The 20426-nt window shown below is 66.7% G+C and carries 23 protein-coding genes; 15 read left to right on the forward strand and 8 right to left on the reverse strand.

The window, feature by feature from the left end; genetic code table 11:
* Positions 1-36: 36 nt before the first annotated feature.
* From pgl to zwf, 3 genes are read right to left on the reverse strand one after another with little or no spacing between them, the layout of a single operon-like run.
* Positions 37-759, reverse strand: a complete 723-nt coding sequence (gene pgl, locus AC5P6A_RS06690; protein WP_058980277.1) for a 6-phosphogluconolactonase — start codon at positions 757-759, stop codon at positions 37-39.
* Complete coding sequence (glk, locus tag AC5P6A_RS06695; protein ID WP_019661196.1) at positions 756-1763, reverse strand: glucokinase; 1008 nt, start codon at positions 1761-1763, stop codon at positions 756-758. The genes pgl and glk overlap by 4 nt, the downstream gene beginning before the upstream one ends.
* A complete protein-coding gene (gene zwf, locus AC5P6A_RS06700) occupies positions 1760-3196 on the reverse strand; it encodes a glucose-6-phosphate dehydrogenase (protein ID WP_019661197.1) in 1437 nt (478 codons plus the stop codon). Before zwf ends, glk begins: the two co-directional genes overlap by 4 nt.
* Positions 3197-3548: 352 nt before the next feature.
* On the opposite strand from zwf, the gene AC5P6A_RS06705 reads away from it, so the two are divergent.
* A complete protein-coding gene (locus tag AC5P6A_RS06705; RefSeq protein ID WP_019661198.1) occupies positions 3549-4631 on the forward strand; it encodes an ABC transporter ATP-binding protein in 1083 nt (360 codons plus the stop codon).
* Positions 4632-4790: 159 nt separating this feature from the next.
* On the opposite strand, the gene ygfZ is transcribed toward AC5P6A_RS06705, so the two are convergent.
* Positions 4791-5666 carry a CAF17-like 4Fe-4S cluster assembly/insertion protein YgfZ gene (ygfZ, locus tag AC5P6A_RS06710; RefSeq protein WP_021202021.1) on the reverse strand — a complete coding sequence of 292 codons (876 nt, stop codon included), beginning with the start codon at positions 5664-5666 and terminating at the stop codon, positions 4791-4793.
* 39 nt (positions 5667-5705) lie between these two features.
* Between ygfZ and AC5P6A_RS06715 the strand changes: the two genes are divergently transcribed.
* The 10 genes from AC5P6A_RS06715 (at position 5706) to AC5P6A_RS06760 (ending at position 12738) form a co-directional block, all read left to right on the forward strand.
* Entirely contained in the window at positions 5706-5876 is a 171-nt protein-coding gene (locus tag AC5P6A_RS06715) for a DUF1674 domain-containing protein (protein WP_180877716.1), read from the forward strand.
* Positions 5877-5932: 56 nt separating this feature from the next.
* Positions 5933-6325 (forward strand): succinate dehydrogenase, cytochrome b556 subunit, encoded by a 393-nt coding sequence (sdhC, locus tag AC5P6A_RS06720; protein ID WP_005416132.1) that lies wholly within the window; start codon positions 5933-5935, stop codon positions 6323-6325.
* Positions 6322-6708 (forward strand): succinate dehydrogenase, hydrophobic membrane anchor protein, encoded by a 387-nt coding sequence (gene sdhD, locus AC5P6A_RS06725; RefSeq protein ID WP_005409077.1) that lies wholly within the window; start codon positions 6322-6324, stop codon positions 6706-6708. The genes sdhC and sdhD overlap by 4 nt, the downstream gene beginning before the upstream one ends.
* A 31-nt stretch (positions 6709-6739) precedes the next feature.
* A complete protein-coding gene (gene sdhA, locus AC5P6A_RS06730) occupies positions 6740-8530 on the forward strand; it encodes a succinate dehydrogenase flavoprotein subunit (RefSeq protein WP_180877717.1) in 1791 nt (596 codons plus the stop codon).
* 66 nt (positions 8531-8596) lie between these two features.
* Positions 8597-9382: a succinate dehydrogenase iron-sulfur subunit gene (locus AC5P6A_RS06735; RefSeq protein WP_005409079.1), complete on the forward strand. Its 786-nt coding sequence runs from the start codon at positions 8597-8599 to the stop codon at positions 9380-9382.
* A gap of 98 nt (positions 9383-9480) precedes the next feature.
* A complete protein-coding gene (locus AC5P6A_RS06740; protein WP_019661201.1) occupies positions 9481-9729 on the forward strand; it encodes an FAD assembly factor SdhE in 249 nt (82 codons plus the stop codon).
* Positions 9680-10129, forward strand: coding sequence for a hypothetical protein (locus tag AC5P6A_RS06745; protein ID WP_019661202.1), 450 nt, complete (start codon positions 9680-9682; stop codon positions 10127-10129). Before AC5P6A_RS06740 ends, AC5P6A_RS06745 begins: the two co-directional genes overlap by 50 nt.
* Positions 10130-10152: 23 nt before the next feature.
* On the forward strand, positions 10153-11394 hold the full coding sequence (locus AC5P6A_RS06750) for a lipoprotein-releasing ABC transporter permease subunit (RefSeq protein WP_019661203.1): 1242 nt from the start codon (positions 10153-10155) through the stop codon (positions 11392-11394).
* A complete protein-coding gene (gene lolD, locus AC5P6A_RS06755) occupies positions 11387-12100 on the forward strand; it encodes a lipoprotein-releasing ABC transporter ATP-binding protein LolD (protein ID WP_111098759.1) in 714 nt (237 codons plus the stop codon). Before AC5P6A_RS06750 ends, lolD begins: the two co-directional genes overlap by 8 nt.
* 188 nt (positions 12101-12288) lie before the next feature.
* Entirely contained in the window at positions 12289-12738 is a 450-nt protein-coding gene (locus AC5P6A_RS06760; RefSeq protein WP_021202024.1) for a DUF6491 family protein, read from the forward strand.
* A gap of 67 nt (positions 12739-12805) precedes the next feature.
* Here the strand turns inward: AC5P6A_RS06760 and AC5P6A_RS06765 are convergent, their stop codons facing one another.
* The 3 genes from AC5P6A_RS06765 to ftsY form a co-directional block, all read right to left on the reverse strand.
* Positions 12806-13075 carry an oxidative damage protection protein gene (locus AC5P6A_RS06765; RefSeq protein WP_019661206.1) on the reverse strand — a complete coding sequence of 90 codons (270 nt, stop codon included), beginning with the start codon at positions 13073-13075 and terminating at the stop codon, positions 12806-12808.
* 5 nt (positions 13076-13080) lie between these two features.
* Positions 13081-14205 carry an A/G-specific adenine glycosylase gene (mutY, locus tag AC5P6A_RS06770; RefSeq protein ID WP_019661207.1) on the reverse strand — a complete coding sequence of 375 codons (1125 nt, stop codon included), beginning with the start codon at positions 14203-14205 and terminating at the stop codon, positions 13081-13083.
* 94 nt (positions 14206-14299) lie between these two features.
* The gene (ftsY, locus tag AC5P6A_RS06775; protein ID WP_019661208.1) at positions 14300-15580 is read right to left on the reverse strand and encodes a signal recognition particle-docking protein FtsY; all 1281 of its coding nucleotides are present in this window, start codon (positions 15578-15580) and stop codon (positions 14300-14302) included.
* Between the two features lie 129 nt (positions 15581-15709).
* Between ftsY and AC5P6A_RS06780 the strand changes: the two genes are divergently transcribed.
* On the forward strand, positions 15710-16009 hold the full coding sequence (locus AC5P6A_RS06780; protein ID WP_021203986.1) for a hypothetical protein: 300 nt from the start codon (positions 15710-15712) through the stop codon (positions 16007-16009).
* A gap of 177 nt (positions 16010-16186) precedes the next feature.
* Here AC5P6A_RS06780 and htpG read toward each other — a convergent pair whose 3' ends face one another.
* Entirely contained in the window at positions 16187-18079 is a 1893-nt protein-coding gene (gene htpG / locus AC5P6A_RS06785) for a molecular chaperone HtpG (RefSeq protein ID WP_058980285.1), read from the reverse strand.
* Between the two features lie 675 nt (positions 18080-18754).
* Here htpG and rsmD point away from each other — a divergent pair.
* The 3 genes from rsmD to AC5P6A_RS06800 are packed head-to-tail and all read left to right on the forward strand — an operon-like array spanning position 18755 to position 20421.
* Positions 18755-19333: a 16S rRNA (guanine(966)-N(2))-methyltransferase RsmD gene (rsmD, locus tag AC5P6A_RS06790; protein WP_164145082.1), complete on the forward strand. Its 579-nt coding sequence runs from the start codon at positions 18755-18757 to the stop codon at positions 19331-19333.
* 26 nt (positions 19334-19359) lie between these two features.
* Positions 19360-19869 carry a pantetheine-phosphate adenylyltransferase gene (coaD, locus tag AC5P6A_RS06795; protein ID WP_005416145.1) on the forward strand — a complete coding sequence of 170 codons (510 nt, stop codon included), beginning with the start codon at positions 19360-19362 and terminating at the stop codon, positions 19867-19869.
* Between the two features lie 60 nt (positions 19870-19929).
* Positions 19930-20421, forward strand: coding sequence for a hypothetical protein (locus tag AC5P6A_RS06800; RefSeq protein ID WP_010484374.1), 492 nt, complete (start codon positions 19930-19932; stop codon positions 20419-20421).
* Positions 20422-20426: the final 5 nt, after the last annotated feature.

Raw genomic sequence — 20426 nt, forward strand, 5'->3', positions numbered from 1 at the left:
CGAGAGGCAAGCGGCGGCGTGGCGCCGCCGCCGACATCAATCAGCCCAGTGGACGCGCAGGCGCGCGCCTTCCAGGTTGATTGCATTGAGGATCGGGTACTGCTGGGGGTCATTGCTGTCCAGTGCCTGGCGCAGTACCTGCAGCTTCTGCTTGCCGCGCAGCAGCAGCAGACGCTGGCGGCACTGGCGCAGGCCGTGCGGGGTCAGGGTGATGCGCAGCGGCCACTGGTTCGCGCCCGGGCAGCCGGTGGCATCCAGTGCCGCATAGGGCAGGGTGCTTTCCAGTGCACGGGCCAGGTCCTTCGAACCCGGGAACAGCGAGGCGGTGTGGCCATCGTTGCCCATGCCCAGTGCCACCAGGCTGGGTGGCTGGCTGTGCTGGGCCTGCAGGTTGGCGGTGTAGACGCACTCCGTCAGCGGCTTGCCGATCCGCACCAGCGGATCGAAGTGCGCACCCTCGGCACGCTTGAGCAGGTGCTCGCGCACCAGCCAGGCGTTGCTGTCGCGATCCTGCGGCGACAGCCACCGCTCATCGGCCAGGCTCACTTCCACCCGGTCCCAATGCACGTCCAGTTCGGCCAGTGCCTGGTATACCGGCGCCGGCGTGGTGCCACCGGAGAGCAGGATGCGGGCCCGGCCCACCTCATTGATGTCGTGGTTGAGGGTCTGCGCCATTTCGGCGGCCACCGCCTCGATCCAGCCATCGGCGTCGCCGTGCTGGATGAACTCGATGCGGTCGTCGTGGAAGGTGGGGCTCATGCGGCAACTCCTGGTGCGTCACGTTCGGCGTCGGCAGCATAGGCGGCAGCGCCCAGCAGTCCGGCGTGGGGATGCATCACGGCAAGCGATGGCACCCTCGCCATGATCGAAGAGAACCGCCCCTTGTGTTCGAAGCGCTGGCGGAAGCCGGAGTGCTGCAGTGAATCGAGCATCTTCGGGGTCAGGCCGCCCGTCAGGAACACGCCGTCCCAGGCGCCCTGGGTCAGTACCAGATCGCCGGCGATGGCGCCGAACACCGCGCAGAACACGTCCACGGTGCGCATTGCCTGCGGATCACCGTGCAGGGCACGCGCGGTCACGTCTACCGGCTGCAGCTGGCCGGGGTCGATGCCGGCCATCTCGCACACGGCGCGATGGATGTTGACCAGCCCGGGTCCGCAGATCAGGCGTTCGTTGGAGACGCGGCCGAACTGCTCGGAGAGGATTTCCAGGATGCGGATTTCCTCCGGTGTGCCCGGTGGGAAACTGACATGACCGCCTTCGGTTTCCAGCGGATAGCAGCGGCCGTGGCGCATGATCAGGCCACCGACGCCGAGCCCGGTACCGGGCCCGATCACCGCGTAGTTGCGCGGCTGTCCCGGCTTGCCCGGTACCCAGGCGGCGCCGCCGACCTGGACGACGTCCTCGGGCTGCAGCAGCGAAATCGCCATCGCCTGTGCGGCGAAGTCGTTGATCAGGTGCAGCTCGTCGAACCCCAGCATCGCGGCGGTGCGGCTGCGCGAGATCACCCACGGATGATTGGTGATGCGCGCCTCGTCACCGTCGACGCGGCCGGCCACTGCGAACACGCCGCGGCTGGCCGCAGCGCCGATCTGCTCCAGGTGGTGGCGCGCGGCATCACCCAGCGACGGGAATTCCGCCACCGCGTACTCGCGGATGCTCTCCTTGAGCAGCGGCGCGTCCTGCGAGGTGTCGGCCAGGGCGAAGCGGGCATTGGTGCCGCCGATGTCGGCAACCAGCACCGGCTGCGAGATGGCACTCATGCCGAGGCCCCGCTGTCCGGCGCGTCCACGCCCTGCGGCAGGAACTCGCCTGCATTGCTCGGGCCCCACTGGCCAGCAGGATACGGTTCCAGCGGCAGCTTGGCCTCCTTCCAGGCGTCGGCAACGCTGTCGATCCAGGCCCACGCTGCGCGCACTTCGTCGTCGCGCACGAACAGCGTGTGGTTGCCGTTGAAGGCATCCAGGAACAGGCGTTCGTAGGCGATGCGGCGGTGCAGGCCGGTCGGCACCGACAGTTCCAGTTCCAGCGGATGCAGTTCCAGGGCACCCCATTCCGGGCCGGCCAGGCTGCTCATCAGGCCCAGTTCGATGTTTTCCTGCGGCTGCAGCTGGAACACCAGGCGGTTTGGCGCGGCCTGCGCGCGCTGCGGGCGCTCGAACAGCCAGTGGGTGACCGGCTTCAGCGTGACCACCACGCGGGTGGTGCGCTCGGGCAGGCGCTTGCCGGTGACCAGGTGGAACGGCACCCCGCTCCAGCGCCAGTTGTCGATATGCGCGGTGACACCGGCGAAGGTTTCCACGTCGCTGCCTTCCGGCGGCTGGTAGGCCTGGGCCGGCTGGCCATTGATGGTGCCGGCGGTGTAGCGGCCACGGATGCTGTCACGCGCGGCGTGCCTGGCATCGAGCGGGCGCAGGGCGCGCAGCACCTTGACCTTCTCGTCGCGGATGCGATCGGCTTCCAGCGATGCCGGCGGTTCCATCGCCACCATGCACAGCAGCTGCAGGATGTGGCTCTGCACCATGTCCCGCAGCGCGCCGGAGCGGGCGTAATAGGCATCGCGGCCATCCACGCCTTCGCTTTCGGCCACCAGGATGTGCACCGATTCGATGTAGTTGCGGTTCCACACCGCTTCCAGCAGCGTGTTGCCGAAGCGCAGTGCGATCAGGTTCTGCACCGCGGCCTTGCCCAGGTAGTGGTCGAGGCGGAACACGCGGTCCTCGTCGATCCACTGGCCGATGGTGCTGATGATTTCCTCGGCGCTCTCGCTGTCGCTGCCGATCGGCTTCTCCAGCATCAGGCGTGCCGGCGCGGCGAGGGCGCCGCCCTTGGCCAGGCCTTCGCAGGTGGAGATGTACAGGCCCGGCGGAATGGCCAGGTAGCTGACGCACTTGCGGTGCACCAGGTCGGAGACGGCGGCGGCAACCGAGTCGACATCGCGCAGGTCCACCGAACGGTAGTCGATGCGGCGCAGCAGGGCAGCGATGTCGTCCTGCGTGGCCATCGGCATGGCCTGCTGCAGGCGCGGCCGGAGGATGTCATGGAAAGCTTCGGTGTCATGCCCGGACAGGGCCAGTGCGCGGATGCGGAAGTCCTCCGGCAGCAGGCCGTCGCCAAGCAGGCGAAGCAGCGAAGGGAACAGGTAGCGCTGGGCCAGATCACCTGTGGCACCGAACAGGAAGAGGGTGTCGTGCATCGCTCGAGTTTCAGATCCGGGTGACATCGTTGTCAATCGCTTCATGGCTGGGTTCGGGGGACATCCGCGCAACTGCCTGTCCGAGGTTCGTCAGGGGCGATCTCCGGTGTTGCGGAAGATCGTTCCATTCGAAACCACTACCTCGGCGGAACCTTCGTTCAACCGCCGACGCAGATCGGTGCGCACCGATCATCGGATAGTGCCACGTGAAAACGTTTACATGGCAGAATGGGCAACTGTATTCGATTGCAGTGCTCGCCGTCATGCGGCAGGCGCGCAATCATCACTGCCATCGGGAGGGCCGAGGCAGTCCCAAAAGACAGCCCGGCTTCGGGCGGACCGGATAGGTGATATGGCAAAAGTGCAGTTGCAGGGTGTGCGCAAGGTCTATGACAACGGCCAGGTCGCGGTGAAGGACGCCACCTTCGAGGTAGCCGATGGCGAGCTGATGGTGCTGGTCGGACCGTCCGGCTGTGGCAAGTCGACCCTGTTGCGGATGGTGGCCGGCCTTGAAGAGATCAGCGGTGGCACGCTGACCATTGGTGATCGCGTGGTCAACGACGTGGCGCCGAAGGATCGCGACATCGCCATGGTGTTCCAGAGCTACGCGTTGTACCCGCACATGACCGTGGCCGAGAACCTGGCCTTCGGCCTGAAGCTGCGCGGGCATGACAAGGCGACCATCGACAAGCGCATTGCCGAGGCGGCGCAGACGCTGGGCCTGACCGAGATGATGGACAAGCTGCCCAAGGCGATGTCCGGTGGCCAGCGTCAGCGCGTGGCACTGGGCCGGGCGCTGGTGCGCGAGCCGGCGGTGTTCCTGCTCGACGAGCCGCTGTCCAACCTCGACGCCAAGCTGCGTCACAGCGTGCGTACCGAGATTGCGCAGCTGCACCGGAAGCTGGGCACCACCATGATCTACGTGACGCACGACCAGGTTGAAGCGATGACCCTGGGTCAGCGCATCGTGGTGCTGAAGGACGGCATCATCCAGCAGATCGATACGCCGATGGCGCTGTACGACCGCCCGGCCAACCTGTTCGTGGCCGGTTTCCTCGGCAGCCCGGCGATGAACGTGCTGCGTGGCACGCTGCAGGGCGATGCCGGTGGCGTGACCGTGGTCGACGGCCAGTGGCGTGCACCGCTGGGCCAGGCCACGATCGATCCGGCATGGCTGCAGAAACCGATCGCGGTGGGCGTGCGCCCGGAGCACCTGCAACCGGCTGCTGCTGATGATGCGCACGCGTTCATCGCGCGCATTGAGGGCATCGAACCGGTCGGCAACGAGATCTTCGTCAACCTCAGCAGTGGCCAGCATGCGCTGACCATGCGCGTGGCACCGCAGGCGTTGCCTGCGGTGGGCGATGACATCCGCGTGGCGATCCACCCGCAGGGCCTGCATTTCTTCAACGCAGAGAGCGGCGAGCGCCTGTAACGGGTAGCGCCGGCCGCTGGCCGGCAACCTCAACCCTGCATGGTTGCCGGCCAGCGCCCGGCACTACCATTCCTTCACCGAAGGCGTGCGGACCAACGGTCCGCACCCACCGGGTCGGTCAGTAGATCCACGCCATGCGTGGATGAGGGCGCGTCAGATTCAGCGCGCCAATCCATCCAGCAGCGGCACGCGCTGCGCAATGGCATCACCCACCTGCAGCTCGGCGTCGCCAGCCTCCAGTGGCAGCACCGCCAGCGCCAGCTCGCCGGCCACGCTGGCGATTGTGCCCAGCGTCGCGCCGTCCTGCTGCACGCCATCGCCGGCCTGTGCGGGTGCCGCGGTATGCAGCAGCTGCACCGCGCGCTTGGCCTTGCCGAGGAAATGGGTGCGGGCGACGATTTCCTGGCCGGGGTAGCAGCCCTTCTTCACGCTGTAGCCATTCAGGCGGTCCAGGCCCAGCTGCTGCGGGGTCCACACTTCGCGCTGGCTCTCTTCCAGCCGTGGCAGGCCGTAGCGCAGGTCGGCCTGGCGCCAGGCCAGGGCAAAAGCAGTCTCATCGGCTTCAGAACTGGCGGCGAACGCTTCGGCGCTGCCGATGCGCAGGGTGCGCGGCAGTGCATCGCTGCCCAGGTCCAGCTCCCAACCCTCATCTGCGGCCTGCGCAATCGCCGCGCCGCTGGCGGCCTCGGGCGCGGTGAAGGCGCCGGCCGCTGCCAGATCGCTGCGTCCCTGCACCTTCACCTTGCGACGGAACACGAAGCGCTGCAGTTGCGACGCAATCGCATCGGCATCGCCGTCGGCCAGCACCAGCATCACGTGATCGTCGGCCAGCCGGAGCAGCTGGAACACCGCCAGAGTGCGGCCCTTGGCACTCAGCCAGGCACTCCACTGCCAGTGCAACAGGGGCAGGGCGGTGACATCGCTGCTGAACTGGGCGTGGGCGAAGGCGGCCGCATCCGGGCCCTGCAGGCTCAGCAGCTGGTGGCCGGGCAGGCGCGGATATCCGACGAAAGCAGGGGGCAGGTTGTCAGGCACGTGAACGAGGTCTAAAATTTGTGCGTTGCGAGACCGAACATGATAGGCCAAACAACCCCCACTCCCGACGACGAAACTGAAGCCCCGCTGGTCCCTCCGGCACCCGTGCCCGTGGAGCAGGAAAAGGCAGAGGAATTCGGCGGCCGCGGCGGACTTGATCCGGTGCGGTATGGCGATTGGGAGAAAAACGGACGCTGCATCGATTTCTGATCAGCATTGAGCCAACGCGGCCGCGTGCCGCCCAGCCGAGACAACGAGCCCAGCGAATGGCGACCAGACAACGCCCACTTTCCCCGCACCTTCAGGTGTATCGCTGGCAGATTCAGATGGCCACCTCGATCCTGCATCGAGCCACCGGCATCTTTCTGTCTGTTGGTGCCCTCATCATCGCTGCCGGCCTGCTGGCCCTGATGATGGGGCCCGAGTCCTGGAACTGCTTCACCGGCCATGCCGGGGCCTGGTATGGCCGCGTGTTCCTGTTCGCGTGGACATGGTCGTTCGCCTATCACCTGTGCAATGGCATCCGCCACGTGGTGCAGGACTTTGCCATCGGCTTCAGCATCCCGGCCTTCATCCGCAGCAGCTGGCTGTCGGTCATCGGCAGCCTGGTGATCACCCTGCTGGTGTGGGCCTATGTGATGTTCGGAGGTGCCGCGTGAGCAAGTTCCGTACCCCGTTGAAGAACGTGCGCGGCCTGGGCTCGGCCAAGACCGGCACCGAGCACTTCGTGCACCAGCGCCTGACCGCCGCCGCACTGGTGGTGCTGGGCATCTGGTTCCTGGTCTTCGTGCTGGGCCTGCTCGGCTCGGACTACGCGACCGCCGCCGCCGCCGTGGCCAAGCCGTGGAACGCGGTGCCGCTGATCGGCCTGCTGATCGCCATGTTCTGGCACGCGCAGCTCGGCATGCAGGTCGTGCTGGAAGACTACATCCACGAATCGCTGCTGGCCCTGGTGCTGCAGACCGCGGTGAAGTTCGTCGCCGTGCTCGGCATGATCGTCAGTGTGTTTGCGGTGGGCCGCATCGCCCTCGGCGTTGCCTGAGCCCAGGCACCTACACAGGAATCCAGATTAGATGTCCGCTTACAAGATCACCGAACACAAGTACGACATGGTCGTGGTCGGCGCCGGCGGTGCCGGCCTGCGCGCCACGTTCGGCCTGGCCGCCAAGGGCCTGCAGACCGTGTGCCTGACCAAGGTCTTCCCGACCCGTTCGCACACCGTTGCCGCCCAGGGCGGTATTTCGGCCGCACTCGGCAACATGGGCGAGGACGACTGGCGCTACCACTTCTTCGACACCATCAAGGGGTCGGACTGGCTGGGTGACCAGGACGCCATCGAGTACATGTGCCGTGAGGCCATCCCGGCCATCATCGAACTTGAACACTACGGCGTGCCGTTCTCGCGCACCGCCGAAGGCAAGATCTACCAGCGTCCGTTCGGTGGCATGACCACCAAGTACGGCGAAGGCCCGGCGGCGCAGCGTACCTGCGCGGCGGCCGACCGTACCGGCCACGCGATGCTGCACACCCTGTACCAGCAGTCGCTGAAGCACGATGCGCGCTTCATGATCGAGTACTTCGCGCTCGACCTGATCTTCGACGACGAAGGCGCCTGCCGCGGCGTGCTGGCCCTGGACATGTCCGATGGCACGCTGCACCTGTTCCGCGCCCAGGGCGTGGTGCTGGCCACCGGCGGCTACGGCCGTGCCTACTTCAGCGCCACCTCGGCGCACACCTGCACCGGCGACGGTGGCGGCCTGGCCATGCGTGCCGGCATCGCCATGCAGGACATGGAGTTCGTGCAGTTCCACCCGACCGGCATCTACGGCGCCGGCTGCCTGATCACCGAGGGTGTCCGCGGTGAAGGCGGCATCCTGCGCAACAGCAGCGGCGAGCGCTTCATGGAGCGCTATGCACCGCACTACAAGGATCTGGCCTCGCGCGACGTGGTCAGCCGTTCGATGACCATCGAGATCCGCGAAGGCCGCGGCGTCGGCGAGCACAAGGATCACATCCTGCTCGACCTGACCCACCTCGGCCCGGGCGTGATCGACGAGAAGCTGCCGGGCATCGCCGAGAGCGCCCGCATCTTCGCCGGCGTCGACGTGAACAAGCAGCCGATCCCGGTCATTCCGACCGTGCACTACAACATGGGCGGCATCCCGACCAACTACCACGGTGAAGTGGTGCAGAAGGTCGGCGACAACGACAACGCCGTGGTGCCGGGGCTGTACGCCATCGGCGAAGCGGCCTGCGTGTCCGTGCACGGCGCCAACCGCCTGGGCTCGAACTCGCTGCTCGACCTGGTGGTGTTCGGCCGTGCGGTGGCCAACCGCTGCGCCGAGACCATCAAGCCGGGCGCCGCGCACAAGCCGCTGCCGGCCGATGCCTGCGACAAGGCGCTGGGCCTGCTGGACAAGCTGCGCCACGCCAACGGCGATACCCCGACCTCGGTCATCCGCGACCGCATGCAGCGCACCATGCAGGCCGACGCGGCGGTCTTCCGCACCAGCCAGACGCTGAAGGAAGGCTGCGAGAAGATGGACAAGATCTTCGACTCGTTCCAGGACGTGAAGGTCTCCGACCGCTCGCTGGTCTGGAACTCGGACCTGATCGAGACCTACGAGCTGAACAACCTGCTGCTCAACGCGGTGGCGACGATCAACTCGGCCGAACAGCGCAAGGAAAGCCGTGGTGCGCATGCGCACGAGGACTATCCGGACCGCGACGACGTCAACTGGCAGAAGCACACCCTGGTCAGCGTCGACGAGAAGGGCAAGTGCAGCTTCGACTACCGTCCGGTGCACATGTACACGTTGACCGACGACGTGTCCGTGGTGCCACCGAAGCCGCGCGTGTACTGATCCGACCCCGCCTACCATGCAATCCGCGCCCACGGGCGCGGGCCGCCTGAGCCAACGAGAGCAGCCATGGCCGAGTTTTCACTCCCCAAGAATTCCAAGATCACGAAGGGCAAGCACTTCCCCGTCAAGAACGGCGGCAAGAATGTGCGCACCTTCAAGATCTACCGCTGGAGTCCGGACGACGACAGCAACCCGCGCACCGATACCTATGAGGTCGATCTGGATGCCTGTGGCCCGATGGTCCTGGACGCCCTGATCAAGATCAAGAACGAGATCGACCCGACCCTGACCTTCCGCCGCTCGTGCCGCGAAGGCATCTGTGGTTCGTGCGCGATGAACATCGACGGCACCAACACCCTGGCCTGCACCCGAGCCATCTCGGACTGCGGCAAGAAGGAAGTGCCGATCTACCCGTTGCCGCACATGAACGTGGTCAAGGATCTGGTTCCGGACCTGACCCACTTCTACGCGCAGTACGCCTCGATCAAGCCGTGGATCCGCACCCAGACCCCGGCACCGCCGGACCGCGAGCGCCTGCAGTCGCCGGAAGACCGCAAGAAGCTGGACGGCCTGTACGAGTGCATCCTGTGCGCCTGCTGCTCGACCAGCTGCCCGAGCTACTGGTGGAACGGCGAGCGTTACCTGGGCCCGGCAATCCTGCTGCAGGCCTACCGCTGGATCATCGACTCGCGCGATGAGGACACCGGTGCGCGCCTGGACGATCTGGAAGATCCGTTCAAGCTGTACCGCTGCCACACCATCATGAACTGCGCCCGCACCTGCCCGAAGGGCCTGAACCCGGCGCTGGCGATCGCCGAGATCAAGAAGCTGATGATGGAACGCCGCGCCTGATCAGGCCTGGCTGTACCCGGTAGAGCCACGCCATGCGTGGCTGCACCACCTCAGTAGAGCCACGCCATGCGTGGCTTTGCTGTATCTGGAGAAGCACGATGGAAGAAGACGTTCTGCTGAAGAAGCTGCGCTGGCGCTGCCGCCGCGGCATGCGTGAGCTGGATCAGCTGTTCGAGCGCTATCTCGACCACGAATGGCGCACTGCGCCGACCGAAGAGCGCGAGGTTTTCCTATTCCTGCTCGACTGCGAGGACGATAAGTTGTGGCGCTGGTTCATGGGCTACGAGGCCTGTCCGCATGCGCACGCGATCCCCCTCATGCAGAAGATCCTCACCCTCAAGCCTTGAGTGGCGCCCTTCGAGGCTGCAGGCCGCCGCTCAGTTGGCGGTGCTGCTGGCCGCACCCTGGCTGTTGCGCGCCTCGGATCTGCCTGCGCGGCTGCTGATGCCCGCGCTGCTGCTGGCCTGGGGCGTCGGCTTGGCCGAACTGGCCTGGCGCCAGCGCAGGCCACGCGTACAGGTGCTTCTTGCGCCGCTTCCCGAACCACTGCAGGTGGCCGGGCAGGACGTTGATAGGCCACGGCTGGTGGTGCGTGGCCCATGGCTGTTGTTGCTGTGGTGTGAGGATCGGCGCCGCCGGCGCCTGCTGTTCTGGCCCGATGTGCTCGATTCCGGGCAGCGACGTGAACTGCGACTGGCCGTGGCCGCACGCGGCGTTTCCCGTCGGCCCCGGTCAATGGCACCATAAGCTGAATTGACTGGCGTGCCTGCATGTTCAAACCCATTCCCGTGGCGATCGGCCTGCGCTACCTGCGTGCCAAGCGCCGCAACGGCTTCATCTCCTTCATCTCGATGGCATCGATCCTGGGCATCGCGCTCGGCGTTACGGTGCTGATCACCACCTTGGCCGTCATGAGCGGTTTCCAGAAGGAAATCCGCAGCCGCCTGCTGCAGATGACCGCGCACACCACCATCAGCCGCGACGGCGAACCGATGCCGGACTGGATGCGGGTGGTCGACGTGGCCAGGAAGGACCCGCGTGTGGCCGGCGCCGCACCGTACATCGAGATCCAGTCGATGATCAGCGGCCCGCGCGTGCAGGGCGCGATCATCCAAGGCATCGATCCGGCGCTGGAGCCGAACGTCTCGGTGATCGACAAGAAGATCACCAAGGGCAGCTATGACAGCCTCAAGCCGGGCAGCTTCAACCTGCTGCTGGGGAAGGAGCTGGCGATCTGGCTGGGCGTGGACGTTGGTGACCAGGTGCTGGTGACCTTTGCCGAAGTGCAGGGCACGCCGGCCGGCGCGGTGCCGCGGATGAAACGCTTCACCGTCAGTGGCCTCTTCGAGGCCGGCTATAACGAGGTCGATCGCGGCGTCGGCTTCGCCAACATGCAGGACCTGGAGCGCGTGCTGCGCAGCGACGGTGCCACCGGCGTGCGCCTGAAACTGCACGACATGGACCGCTCGCTGGAGGTGGGCGTGGATCTTGCGCAGAACCTCGGTGGCGCCTACCGCGTAAGCGACTGGACCCAGCAGAATGCCAACCTCTACCACTCACTGCGCATGGAAAAGGTGGTGATGGGCATCCTGCTGTCGCTGATCATCGCGATGGGTGCGTTCAACCTGGTGTCTTCGCAGGTGATGCTGGTGACCGACAAGCAGGCCGACATCGCCATCCTGCGCACCCTCGGCCTGACCCCGGGTGGCGTGATGCAGGTGTTCATGGTGCAGGGTTCGCTGATCGGCATCTTCGGTACGCTGGCTGGCCTGATCGGCGGCATCACCCTGACCCTCAACCTGGAACGCATCCTCGGCGCCATCGAGAGCGTGTTCAACGTCAAGCTGCTGCCGGAGGATGTGTACTACATCACCGGCCTGCCGACCGACATGCAGACGGGCGACGTGGTGGCGATCACCGTGGTCGCGCTGCTGATGAGCTTCCTGGCCACCCTGTATCCCGCCTGGCGGGCAGCACGCACCCAGCCGGCGGAGGCCCTGCGTTATGAATAAGGTCTTCAACCGCGGCGACGAAGTGATCCGTGCCGAAGCACTGGGCAAGACCTACGCTGAAGGGCGCATGCAGACCCCGGTGTTCGATGGGCTGGACCTGACCGTGACCGCCGGCGAAACGGTGGCGATCATCGGTGCCTCCGGCGCCGGCAAGAGCACGCTGTTGCACCTGCTGGGTGGCCTGGACATTCCCACTGCCGGTGAGGTCTATGTGACCGGCCAGCGCATGTCGGCGCTGTCGGATACCGCGCGCGGTCTGCTGCGCAACCAGGCGCTGGGCTTCGTCTACCAGTTCCATCACCTGCTGCCGGAGTTCACCGCGCTGGAAAACGTGATGATGCCGGTACTGCTGGCTGGCACTGCGGTAGCAGAAGCGAGCGGCCGGGCCACCACGCTGCTGGAAGCGGTCGGCCTCGGCCATCGCCTGGATCACAAGCCGGGCGAGCTGTCTGGTGGTGAGCGGCAGCGTGCTGCGGTGGCGCGGGCACTGGTCAATCACCCGGCCTGCGTGCTGGGCGACGAGCCTACCGGCAACCTGGATGACCGCACGGCGGCAACGGTGTTCGAGCTGATGCTTGAACTCAACCGCGCGCGCCATACCAGCCTGGTGCTGGTGACCCATGACCGCAGCCTGGCGCGTCGCCTGGACCGGGTGCTGGAACTGCGGGAAGGGCGCCTGCACGCACTGGCCCACGCCGACGTCTGAGGCGCTGGGCCCGCTTTGGTGGAAGCCGACCTGGGTCGGCTGCTCCTTCAGGGCAAGCGCCAAGCAAGGTTGGCGTCTACCGTGGTCCGGCCAGCAGCCGCCGACCGGCGGCTGAATGGGCTGCCGGTCGTCGCGCCAGCGTTGCGAGCCCGGGCGCATGATGGCGACAGTTCCCCGAGGAGATCGCCATGAAGACCCCGATCCTGCTGGCCGGCCTCTGCCTCGCCCTGGTCGCCTGCGCGACCACCGGCCGGCTCAGCAGCGCCGAGAAGCTTGACCTTTACCGCGCCCACGCCGGTGCGCCGCAGAGCGACATGCAGTTCTTCGGCACCCTCAATGGCTGGACCGAACTGGGCGACAGCGCACTGGCGGTCTGGACGCGCCCGAGCGAGGCCTACCTGCTGGAGCTGAGAGGCCCCTGCCAGGACCTGCCGTATGCCACCGCCATCGGCCTGACCAGCCAGATGAATCGTGTTTCGGCGCGCTTCGACAAGGTGCTGGTGCGCGACCCTACCGGTGGCCCGCGCATGCCGTGCTTCATCGACAGCATCCGCAAGCTGGATGTGAAGGCGCTGCGCGCGTCCGAGCAGGAGCTGCGCCAGGCGCAGGTGCAGGAGCGCGAGGAATCCGGGAAGTAAACGGGTAGCGCCGGGCCATGCCCGGCGGATGCCTGGACGCCGGGCATGGCCCGGCGCTACCGGCAGGTCAGGCTTCCGGAACGAAGCCAGCCGGCTTCTCTGCGTCCTTCTCGAACAGGAACTTGACCAGTTCGCCTTCAAGAAACGCACGATGCTCCGGGGTGCGCGGCGACAGCCGGTTCTCGTTGATCAGCATGGTCTGGTGCGCCAGCCATGCGGCCCAGGCCTGCTTGCCGATGTTGTTGAAGATGCGCTGGCCCAGCTCGCCGGGGTAGGGCACGAAGTCCAGGCCCTCGGCATCGCGTTGTTCGTACTGGCAGAAGACGGTTCGGGGCATGGCACTCACTCGTGGTTGCGGGATTTCTTGGAAGTTCGTTTTGGCGTCCTGATCGTGGCGCCGTCGAGCAGTTTGCGGATCGGCGCTGGCAGGCCCAATGCGGGTAGCTCGTCGTTGGCGACCCAGCGCAGCGTGGGTTCTTCCACGCGCAGGCCGCGCACCTTCCGTGACAATATTTGCAGGTGCAGCCTGTAGTGGCTGAAGGTGTGCTGCAGCACCGGCAGTTCCTCTGCATCTTCCAGCGAGCCGTCGACATGTGCGTCGAACCAGTCCTGCAGGTCGCTGCCGGCCTCCGCCTGCGGCAGCGTCCACAGCTGCGCCCAGATGCCGGTGTCCGGCCGCTTCTGCAGCAGCACGCGCTGCTGGGCGTCACGCAGCAGCAGAGCCACGGCTTCGCGCTCCGGCAGGGTCTTGCTGGGCTTGGGCGTGGGCAGTTCAGCGGTGCGGCCTTCGCGGCGTGCCACGCACGTGTCCTGCAGCGGGCAGATGACGCAGGCGGGCTTGGCCCGGCTGCATACGGACGCGCCCAGGTCCATTTGTGCCTGGGTGTAATCGGCCATGCGACCGGCCGGCACCTTCGCCACGTGTGCCTCGGCGATCGCCCATAGCTGCTTTTCGATGACTGGCAGGCCGGGGAAGCCGTCGATGCCGTGATAGCGGCTGAGCACGCGCTTGACGTTGCCGTCAAGGATCGCGAACGGGTCGTTCCAGGCCTGGCTGAGGATCGCGCCAGCGGTGCTGCGGCCAATGCCGGGCAGGGCATGCAATGCATCGAAATCGCGCGGCAGGTCGCCGCCGTGCAGTTCCACGCAGCGCTTTGCAGCGGCATGCAGGTTACGCGCACGGGCGTAGTAGCCAAGCCCTGCCCACTGCGCCATCACCGCGTCATTGCTGGCGGCGGCGAGGTCGGGCAGGGTCGGGAAGTGCTGCAGGAACCGCAGGAAGTACGGGATGACCGTGGTCACCTGGGTCTGCTGCAGCATGATCTCCGACAACCAGACCCTGTAAGGGCTGCGCGGGTGCTGCCAGGGCAGGTCGTGGCGGCCGTGGTCGTCGAACCAGTGCAGCAGGCGAGCGATGAAGTCGTCTTGCTGGGGGTTGTCGGCGCTGGCGTGCGGCTGGCGGGGCATGGGTGTTCCGGGGAAGGCAGCCACCCGTAGGGTGGCTCTACTGCATTGCGGTTGCGGTGCAGTAGAGCCACGCCATGCGTGGCTGCACGGTGTATCAGGCGCCCAGCGCTTCGGGCAGCAGGGCGTCGACGAAGGCTTCCGGGTCGAACACGCGCAGGTCTTCCGGGCGCTCGCCGATGCCGGCAAAGCGGATCGGAATGCCGAACTCGCGGGCCAGTGCGAACACCACGCCGCCCTTGGCAGTGCCGTCCAGCTTGGTCACCACCAGGCCGGTCACGTTCACCGCAGCATTGAACTGGCGCAACTGCGACAGCGCGTTCTGGCCGGTGGTGCCGTCGATCACCATCAGCACCTCATGCGGCGCGGTGGGGTCGATCTTGCCGAGCACGCGGCGGATCTTGCCCAGCTCGTTCATCAGGCCGGACTGGGTGTGCAGGCGGCCGGCGGTATCGGCGATCAGCACCGAGGTGCCACGGGCCTTGCCGGCCTGCAGCGCGTCGAACGCCACCGACGCGGCATCGGCGTTCTGCCCCTGCGCGACCACGGCCACGCCGTTGCGCTCGCCCCAGGCCTGCAGCTGGGCCACGGCAGCGGCACGGAAGGTGTCGCCGGCGGCCAGCATCAGGCTGTGGCCATCATCCTTGAAGCGCTTGGCCAGCTTGCCGATGGTGGTGGTCTTGCCGACACCATTGACGCCGACGGTGAGCACCACGAAGGGCTTGGCGTTGCGGTCGATCACCAGCGGCTTGGCGACCGGTTGCAGGATCGCGATCAGCTCGGCGCGCAGCGCGGCCAGCAGCGCATTGGCATCAGCGAACTCGCGCGACTTCATGCGCTTGCGCAGGCCCTCGACCAGATCGGTAGTGGCACCCACGCCGACGTCGGCAGTGATCAGTGCGGTTTCCAGTTCGTCCAGCAGGTCGTCGTCGAGCTTGGGATTGCGCGAGAACAGGCCACCGAAGCTGCGCGCGATGACGCTGTTGCGCAGGCGCTCGCGCCAGCCGGGCTTGCCGGCCGGGGCTGGCGGGGCATCCACCAGAGCTGGCAGGTCGGCGGCCGGGGCGGTTGGTTCCTCGACCGGAATGACCGGAGCCAGAGGGGCCAGCACGGCGGCCGCAGCCAGCACTTCGGCCTGGACGTCCTCCGGCGCGGTGACCGGCTGCGCAGCCGGTACGGCAGGCCATTCGGCGACGGGCGCCGGTTCCGGTACAGGTGCCGGTGCTGCGGCTTCGACTACCGGGATCGTGGCGGCGTCTTCGGCCGGGGCGGCTGACGGGAACGCCGCCGCCAGCTCTTCAGCCGAGTAGTGCTGGGTCTTGGGTGCCTCCGTGGCGGGGGCATCCTGGGGCTTCTTGCGGCGGAAAAAACTGAGCATTGGCAAAAGGCGCTGAAATCAGGGGGATATGCTACCACTCGGGCCTGTCGGGCTGATGTGGACTCAAGGTCGCGGCCCGCCGGCCGTTAACCGGTCCGAAGGGCTGCGCAGCGCGGCCCGGAGACCGCCATGAACGACGTGATGGGAATCGCTCTCGGCGGGATGCGCGCGGCCCACCAGGGCGTGCAGGTGGCCGCGCACAACGTGGCCAACCTGGCGACTCCTGATGCCCGACGCCTGCAACTGCTGCGCAGTGAGGCGGAGCAGGGCGGGGTGCAGGCCGCGATGACCCCTGCCGACGCCGATGCTGGCGCGCCATTGGGGGACCTGCTGGCGGCGAAAGCCGAGGTGGTGGCCTTCGCCGCCAATGCCACGGTGATACGGCGCCAGGACCAGATGCTGGGTTCGCTGCTGGATCGGGAGGTCTGAGCCGCCCGGCTTTGGTGGGTGTCAACCTGGGTTGACACGCTCGCCCCCCTGAGTAGGTGCCAACCTTGGTTGGCACGCTTTTGGGGCGCCAACCAAGGTTGGCCTCTGCTGCAGTGCCAACCAAGGTTGGCACCAACCAGAGCATCGCCGGGCCATGCCCGGCGACCACCGCCTCGATCAGGCCGACAACTCCAGCAGCAGCTTGTTCAGGCGCGCCACATAGGCGCCGGGGTCCTTCAGGCTGTCACCGGCGGCCAGTGCGGCCTGGTCGAACAGTACCCGGCCGAGATCATCGAAGCGTGCGCCGTCGGCTTCTGCATCCAGCTTGGCGATCAGCGGATGGCCCGGATTGATCTCCAGCACCGGCTTGCTGTCCGGCACCTTCTGCCCGCTGGCTTCGAGGATCTGGCGCATCTGCAGGCCCAGGTCCTGCTCGCCGATGGCCAGCACCGCCGGCGAATCGGTCAGGCGGTGCGAGACGCGCACGTCGGCCACGTCATCGCCCAGTACCGTCTTCAGGCGCTCGACCAGGCCCTGCTTGTCCTTGGCCGCCGCTTCCTGTTCCTGCTTGTCCGCTTCGGTTTCCAGCGCGCCCAGGTCGAGGTCGCCGCGGGCGATGTCGACGAAGCCCTTGCCGTCGAAATCGGTCAGGTAGCCCATCAGCCACTCGTCGATGCGGTCGGTCAGCAGCAGCACTTCCACGCCCTTCTTGCGGAACACTTCCAGGTGCGGGCTGTTGCGTACCTGGCTGTAGCTCTCGCCGGTGAGGTAGTAGATCTTGTCCTGGCCTTCGCTCATGCGGCCGAGGTAATCGGCCAGCGACACAGTCTGTGCATCGCCGTCGCCACGAGTGGAGGCGAAGCGCAGCAGCCCGGCCACCTTCTCACGATTGTTGTAGTCCTCGGCCGGGCCTTCCTTCAGCACCTGGCCGAATTCCTTCCAGAACGTGGCGTACTGCTCCGGCTTGTCGGTGGCCAGCTTTTCCAGCATGTCCAGCGAACGCTTGGTCAGCGCGGCCTTCATCGAATCGATGACCGGGCCGGACTGCAGGATCTCGCGCGAGACGTTCAGCGAAAGGTCGTTGGAATCGACCACGCCCTTGATGAAGCGCAGGTACAGCGGCAGGAACTGCTCGGCCTGGTCCATCACGAACACGCGCTGCACATACAGCTTCAGGCCCTTGGGCGCATCACGGTGATACAGGTCGAACGGCGCGCGGCCAGGCACGTACAGCAGCGAGGTGTACTCCAGCTTGCCTTCGACCTTGTTGTGGCTCCACGCCAGCGGATCGCTGTGATCGTGTGCAACGTGCTTGTAGAACTCGGTGTACTCGGCGTCGCTGATCTCGGTGCGCGGACGGGTCCACAGCGCGCTGGCACGGTTGACGGTTTCCCATTCGGCCGCGGCGCCTTCTTCGCCACCTTCCTTCGGCATCTGGATCGGCAGGCCGATATGGTCCGAGTACTTCTTGAGGATGCTGCGCAGGCGCCAGCCATCGGCGAAGCCGTGCTCGCCGTCCTTGAGGTGCAGCACGATGCGGGTACCGCGCTCGGCCTTGTCGACGGTGGCCACTTGGAAATCGCCTTCGCCGCGCGAGGTCCAGCGCACGCCTTCGCCTGCGGCCAGGCCGGCGCGGCGCGAGGTCACTTCCACTTCGTCGGCAACGATGAAGGCGCTGTAGAAGCCGACGCCGAACTGGCCGATCAGCTGCGAATCCTTCTTCTGGTCGCCGGACAGCTGGCGCAGGAAGTCGCCGGTGCCGGACTTGGCAATCGTGCCCAGGTGGGCGATGGCTTCGGCGCGGCTCATGCCAATGCCGTTGTCGTCGATGGTGATGGTGTGGGCGGAGGGATCGAAGCTGACGCGCACGCGCAGTTCGCTGTCGCCTTCCAGCAGCGCCGGCTGGGTCAGGGCCTCGAAGCGCAGCTTGTCGGCGGCGTCGGCGGCGTTGGAGACCAGCTCGCGGAGGAAGATTTCCTTGTTGGAGTACAGCGAGTGGATCATCAGCTGAAGCAGCTGCTTGACTTCGGTCTGGAAGCCAAGGGTTTCGGTCTGGATGGTGTCGGTCATCGATAGGGCTCCATGTGCAATGCCGCGCCAGCGCGTGCGGCCTCGCCAAGGGGTATGGCTGATTGTCCCGAAATCAAGGGGTTGGTCGGCCGGGCTGCGCCCGGCACCCGCAGAGGCCAGAGCAACAGCCGAAGCAACAGCGGGCTATCCGTGGGATGGCGGGGCACTGTGGGTTTGCGGGGACGCCGTAAACCCCGCTCCGCGGTCCGGCCCAGCCGCTGGCGGCTGTGCGTTCGGGCGCTTGCGAAGCAGTGCTTCGCAAGCAAAGCGCCCTCACCCTTGGGGGCTTGGTCGCGGCATCCATGCCGCTCACACCCCGCAAACCCACAGTGCCCCGCCTTCGACAGTTGGCTGGCAGCCAGTGGATCCACGCCATGCGTGGATGAAATCTCTCAGATATCGAAATCCAATCCAGGGTCAGATCCGTTTTCCCACGGAAAACGGATCTGACCCCGCCTGTATGTCGAGCATCGGATCGCGTCTGGGGTAGAGCCCCCTGAGTCAGGGGGCGGCCGCGAAGCGGCGGGGGTATGGAAGCTGGTAAGTGGGGCCCGCGTTTCGCGCAGCGAAGCGTGGGAGCGACAGCGCGCATGCGTTGGCGCGTCCCCGGGCGCCGCCCGGCCGAACTACAATCCCGCTCATGCTGAAATTCTCGAATACCCGCCGGGGGCGCCGGTGAGCGGCCGTGGGGGCAATGACGGTCAGGTCCGCATCATCGGCGGGCGCTGGCGCAATACCCGCCTGCCGGTGCCGACCCTGCCAGGGCTTCGGCCCAGCAGCGACCGCGTGCGCGAGACCCTTTTCAACTGGTTGATGCCCAGACTGGGCGGCGCGCGGGTGCTGGACCTGTTCGCCGGCAGTGGCGCGTTGGGCCTGGAGGCGGTCTCGCGCGGCGCCGCCCACGCCACTCTGGTCGAGCGCGACGCGCAGCTGGGACGCAATCTGACCGCGGCCGTGGCCAAGCTGCAGGCCGCCGACCAGGTCACCGTCGTGCAGGCCGATGCCCTGCGCTGGCTGCAGGGGGCGCAGGCGCAGCAGGCCGATCTGGTGTTCATCGACCCACCGTTCGCCGACGGGCTTTGGCAGGACGTGCTGGCCCAGCTGCCGCGGCACCTGGCTGCCGATGCCTGGCTGTACCTGGAATCGCCGGCCGGCCACGTGCCGGTGCTGCCGTCGGACTGGCTGCTGCACCGCGAGGGCGGCACCCGCGAGGTGCGCTTTGCCCTGTACCGCCGCGCCACTGCTACACTTTGACCTCATCTGAACATCTGCACCCGCCCATGACCGTGGCCAACCGCCGCATTGCCGTGTATCCCGGCACATTCGATCCGATCACCAACGGTCATATCGACCTGGTCAGCCGGGCCGCGCCGCTGTTCGAAAAAGTCGTGGTCGGCGTGGCGCAGAGCCCGTCCAAGGGCCCGGCGCTGCCGCTGGAGCAGCGCGTGCAGCTGGCACGCGGCGCCCTGGCCCATCACGGCAATGTCGAGGTCATCGGCTTCGATACCCTGCTGGCGCATTTCGTACGTTCGGTGCAGGGCGGGGTGCTGCTGCGCGGCCTGCGCGCGGTGTCCGACTTCGAATACGAATTCCAGATGGCCAGCATGAACCGCCACCTGATCCCCGAGGTCGAGACCCTGTTCCTGACCCCGGCCGAGCAGCACAGCTTCATTTCGTCCTCGCTGGTCCGCGAGATCGCCCGCCTGGGTGGCGACGTGTCCGGCTTCGTGCCGGCCGCGGTGCTCGAAGCCCTGCGCAAGGTCCGCGAAGCGAAGGCGGCACAGTCGTAAGCCCCGCTGTACCCGCACCCCATTACGTACACCACCACGCACCATTCCGGGAGGAAACCCATGAACACCACCATGCGCGCGATGCTGATCGCTTCGTTGGCCCTGGCCTTCACCGCCTGCAAGAAGGAAGAGGCCGCTCCTGTCGACGAGGCCAAGCAGGCCCTGGTCGCGCCGTCCAAGGATGACGATGCCGGCTGGAAGAAGTACCTGCAGGAAGTGGCCATCCAGAACATGGGCAACATCAGCAACAGCCCGTTCCTGTACTACCTCTCGCCGGAATCGGACCCGGACTTCCAGGCCAAGTACGAGCGCCAGACCGAGAGCGCGACCCAGGCGGTGGCCCGTGGCGTGCAGCCGGGCAACATGCTGGCCTTCGGTTCGTCGGCCTCGGGCAAGATGGCTGACATGATCCAGGCTGTGTTCAAGGACGTGGCGCCGGATTCGATGAAGGGCGTGCGCGTCGTCTTCATCGGCCAGTCGGCCGACAACGCCCGCGTGCAGGCGGCGGTCCAGCCGACCGGCGCCGAGTACATTTTCGTCGAAGCCAAGTAATACCG

This window comes from Stenotrophomonas sp. YJH_SMC_20 (assembly GCF_059367845.1).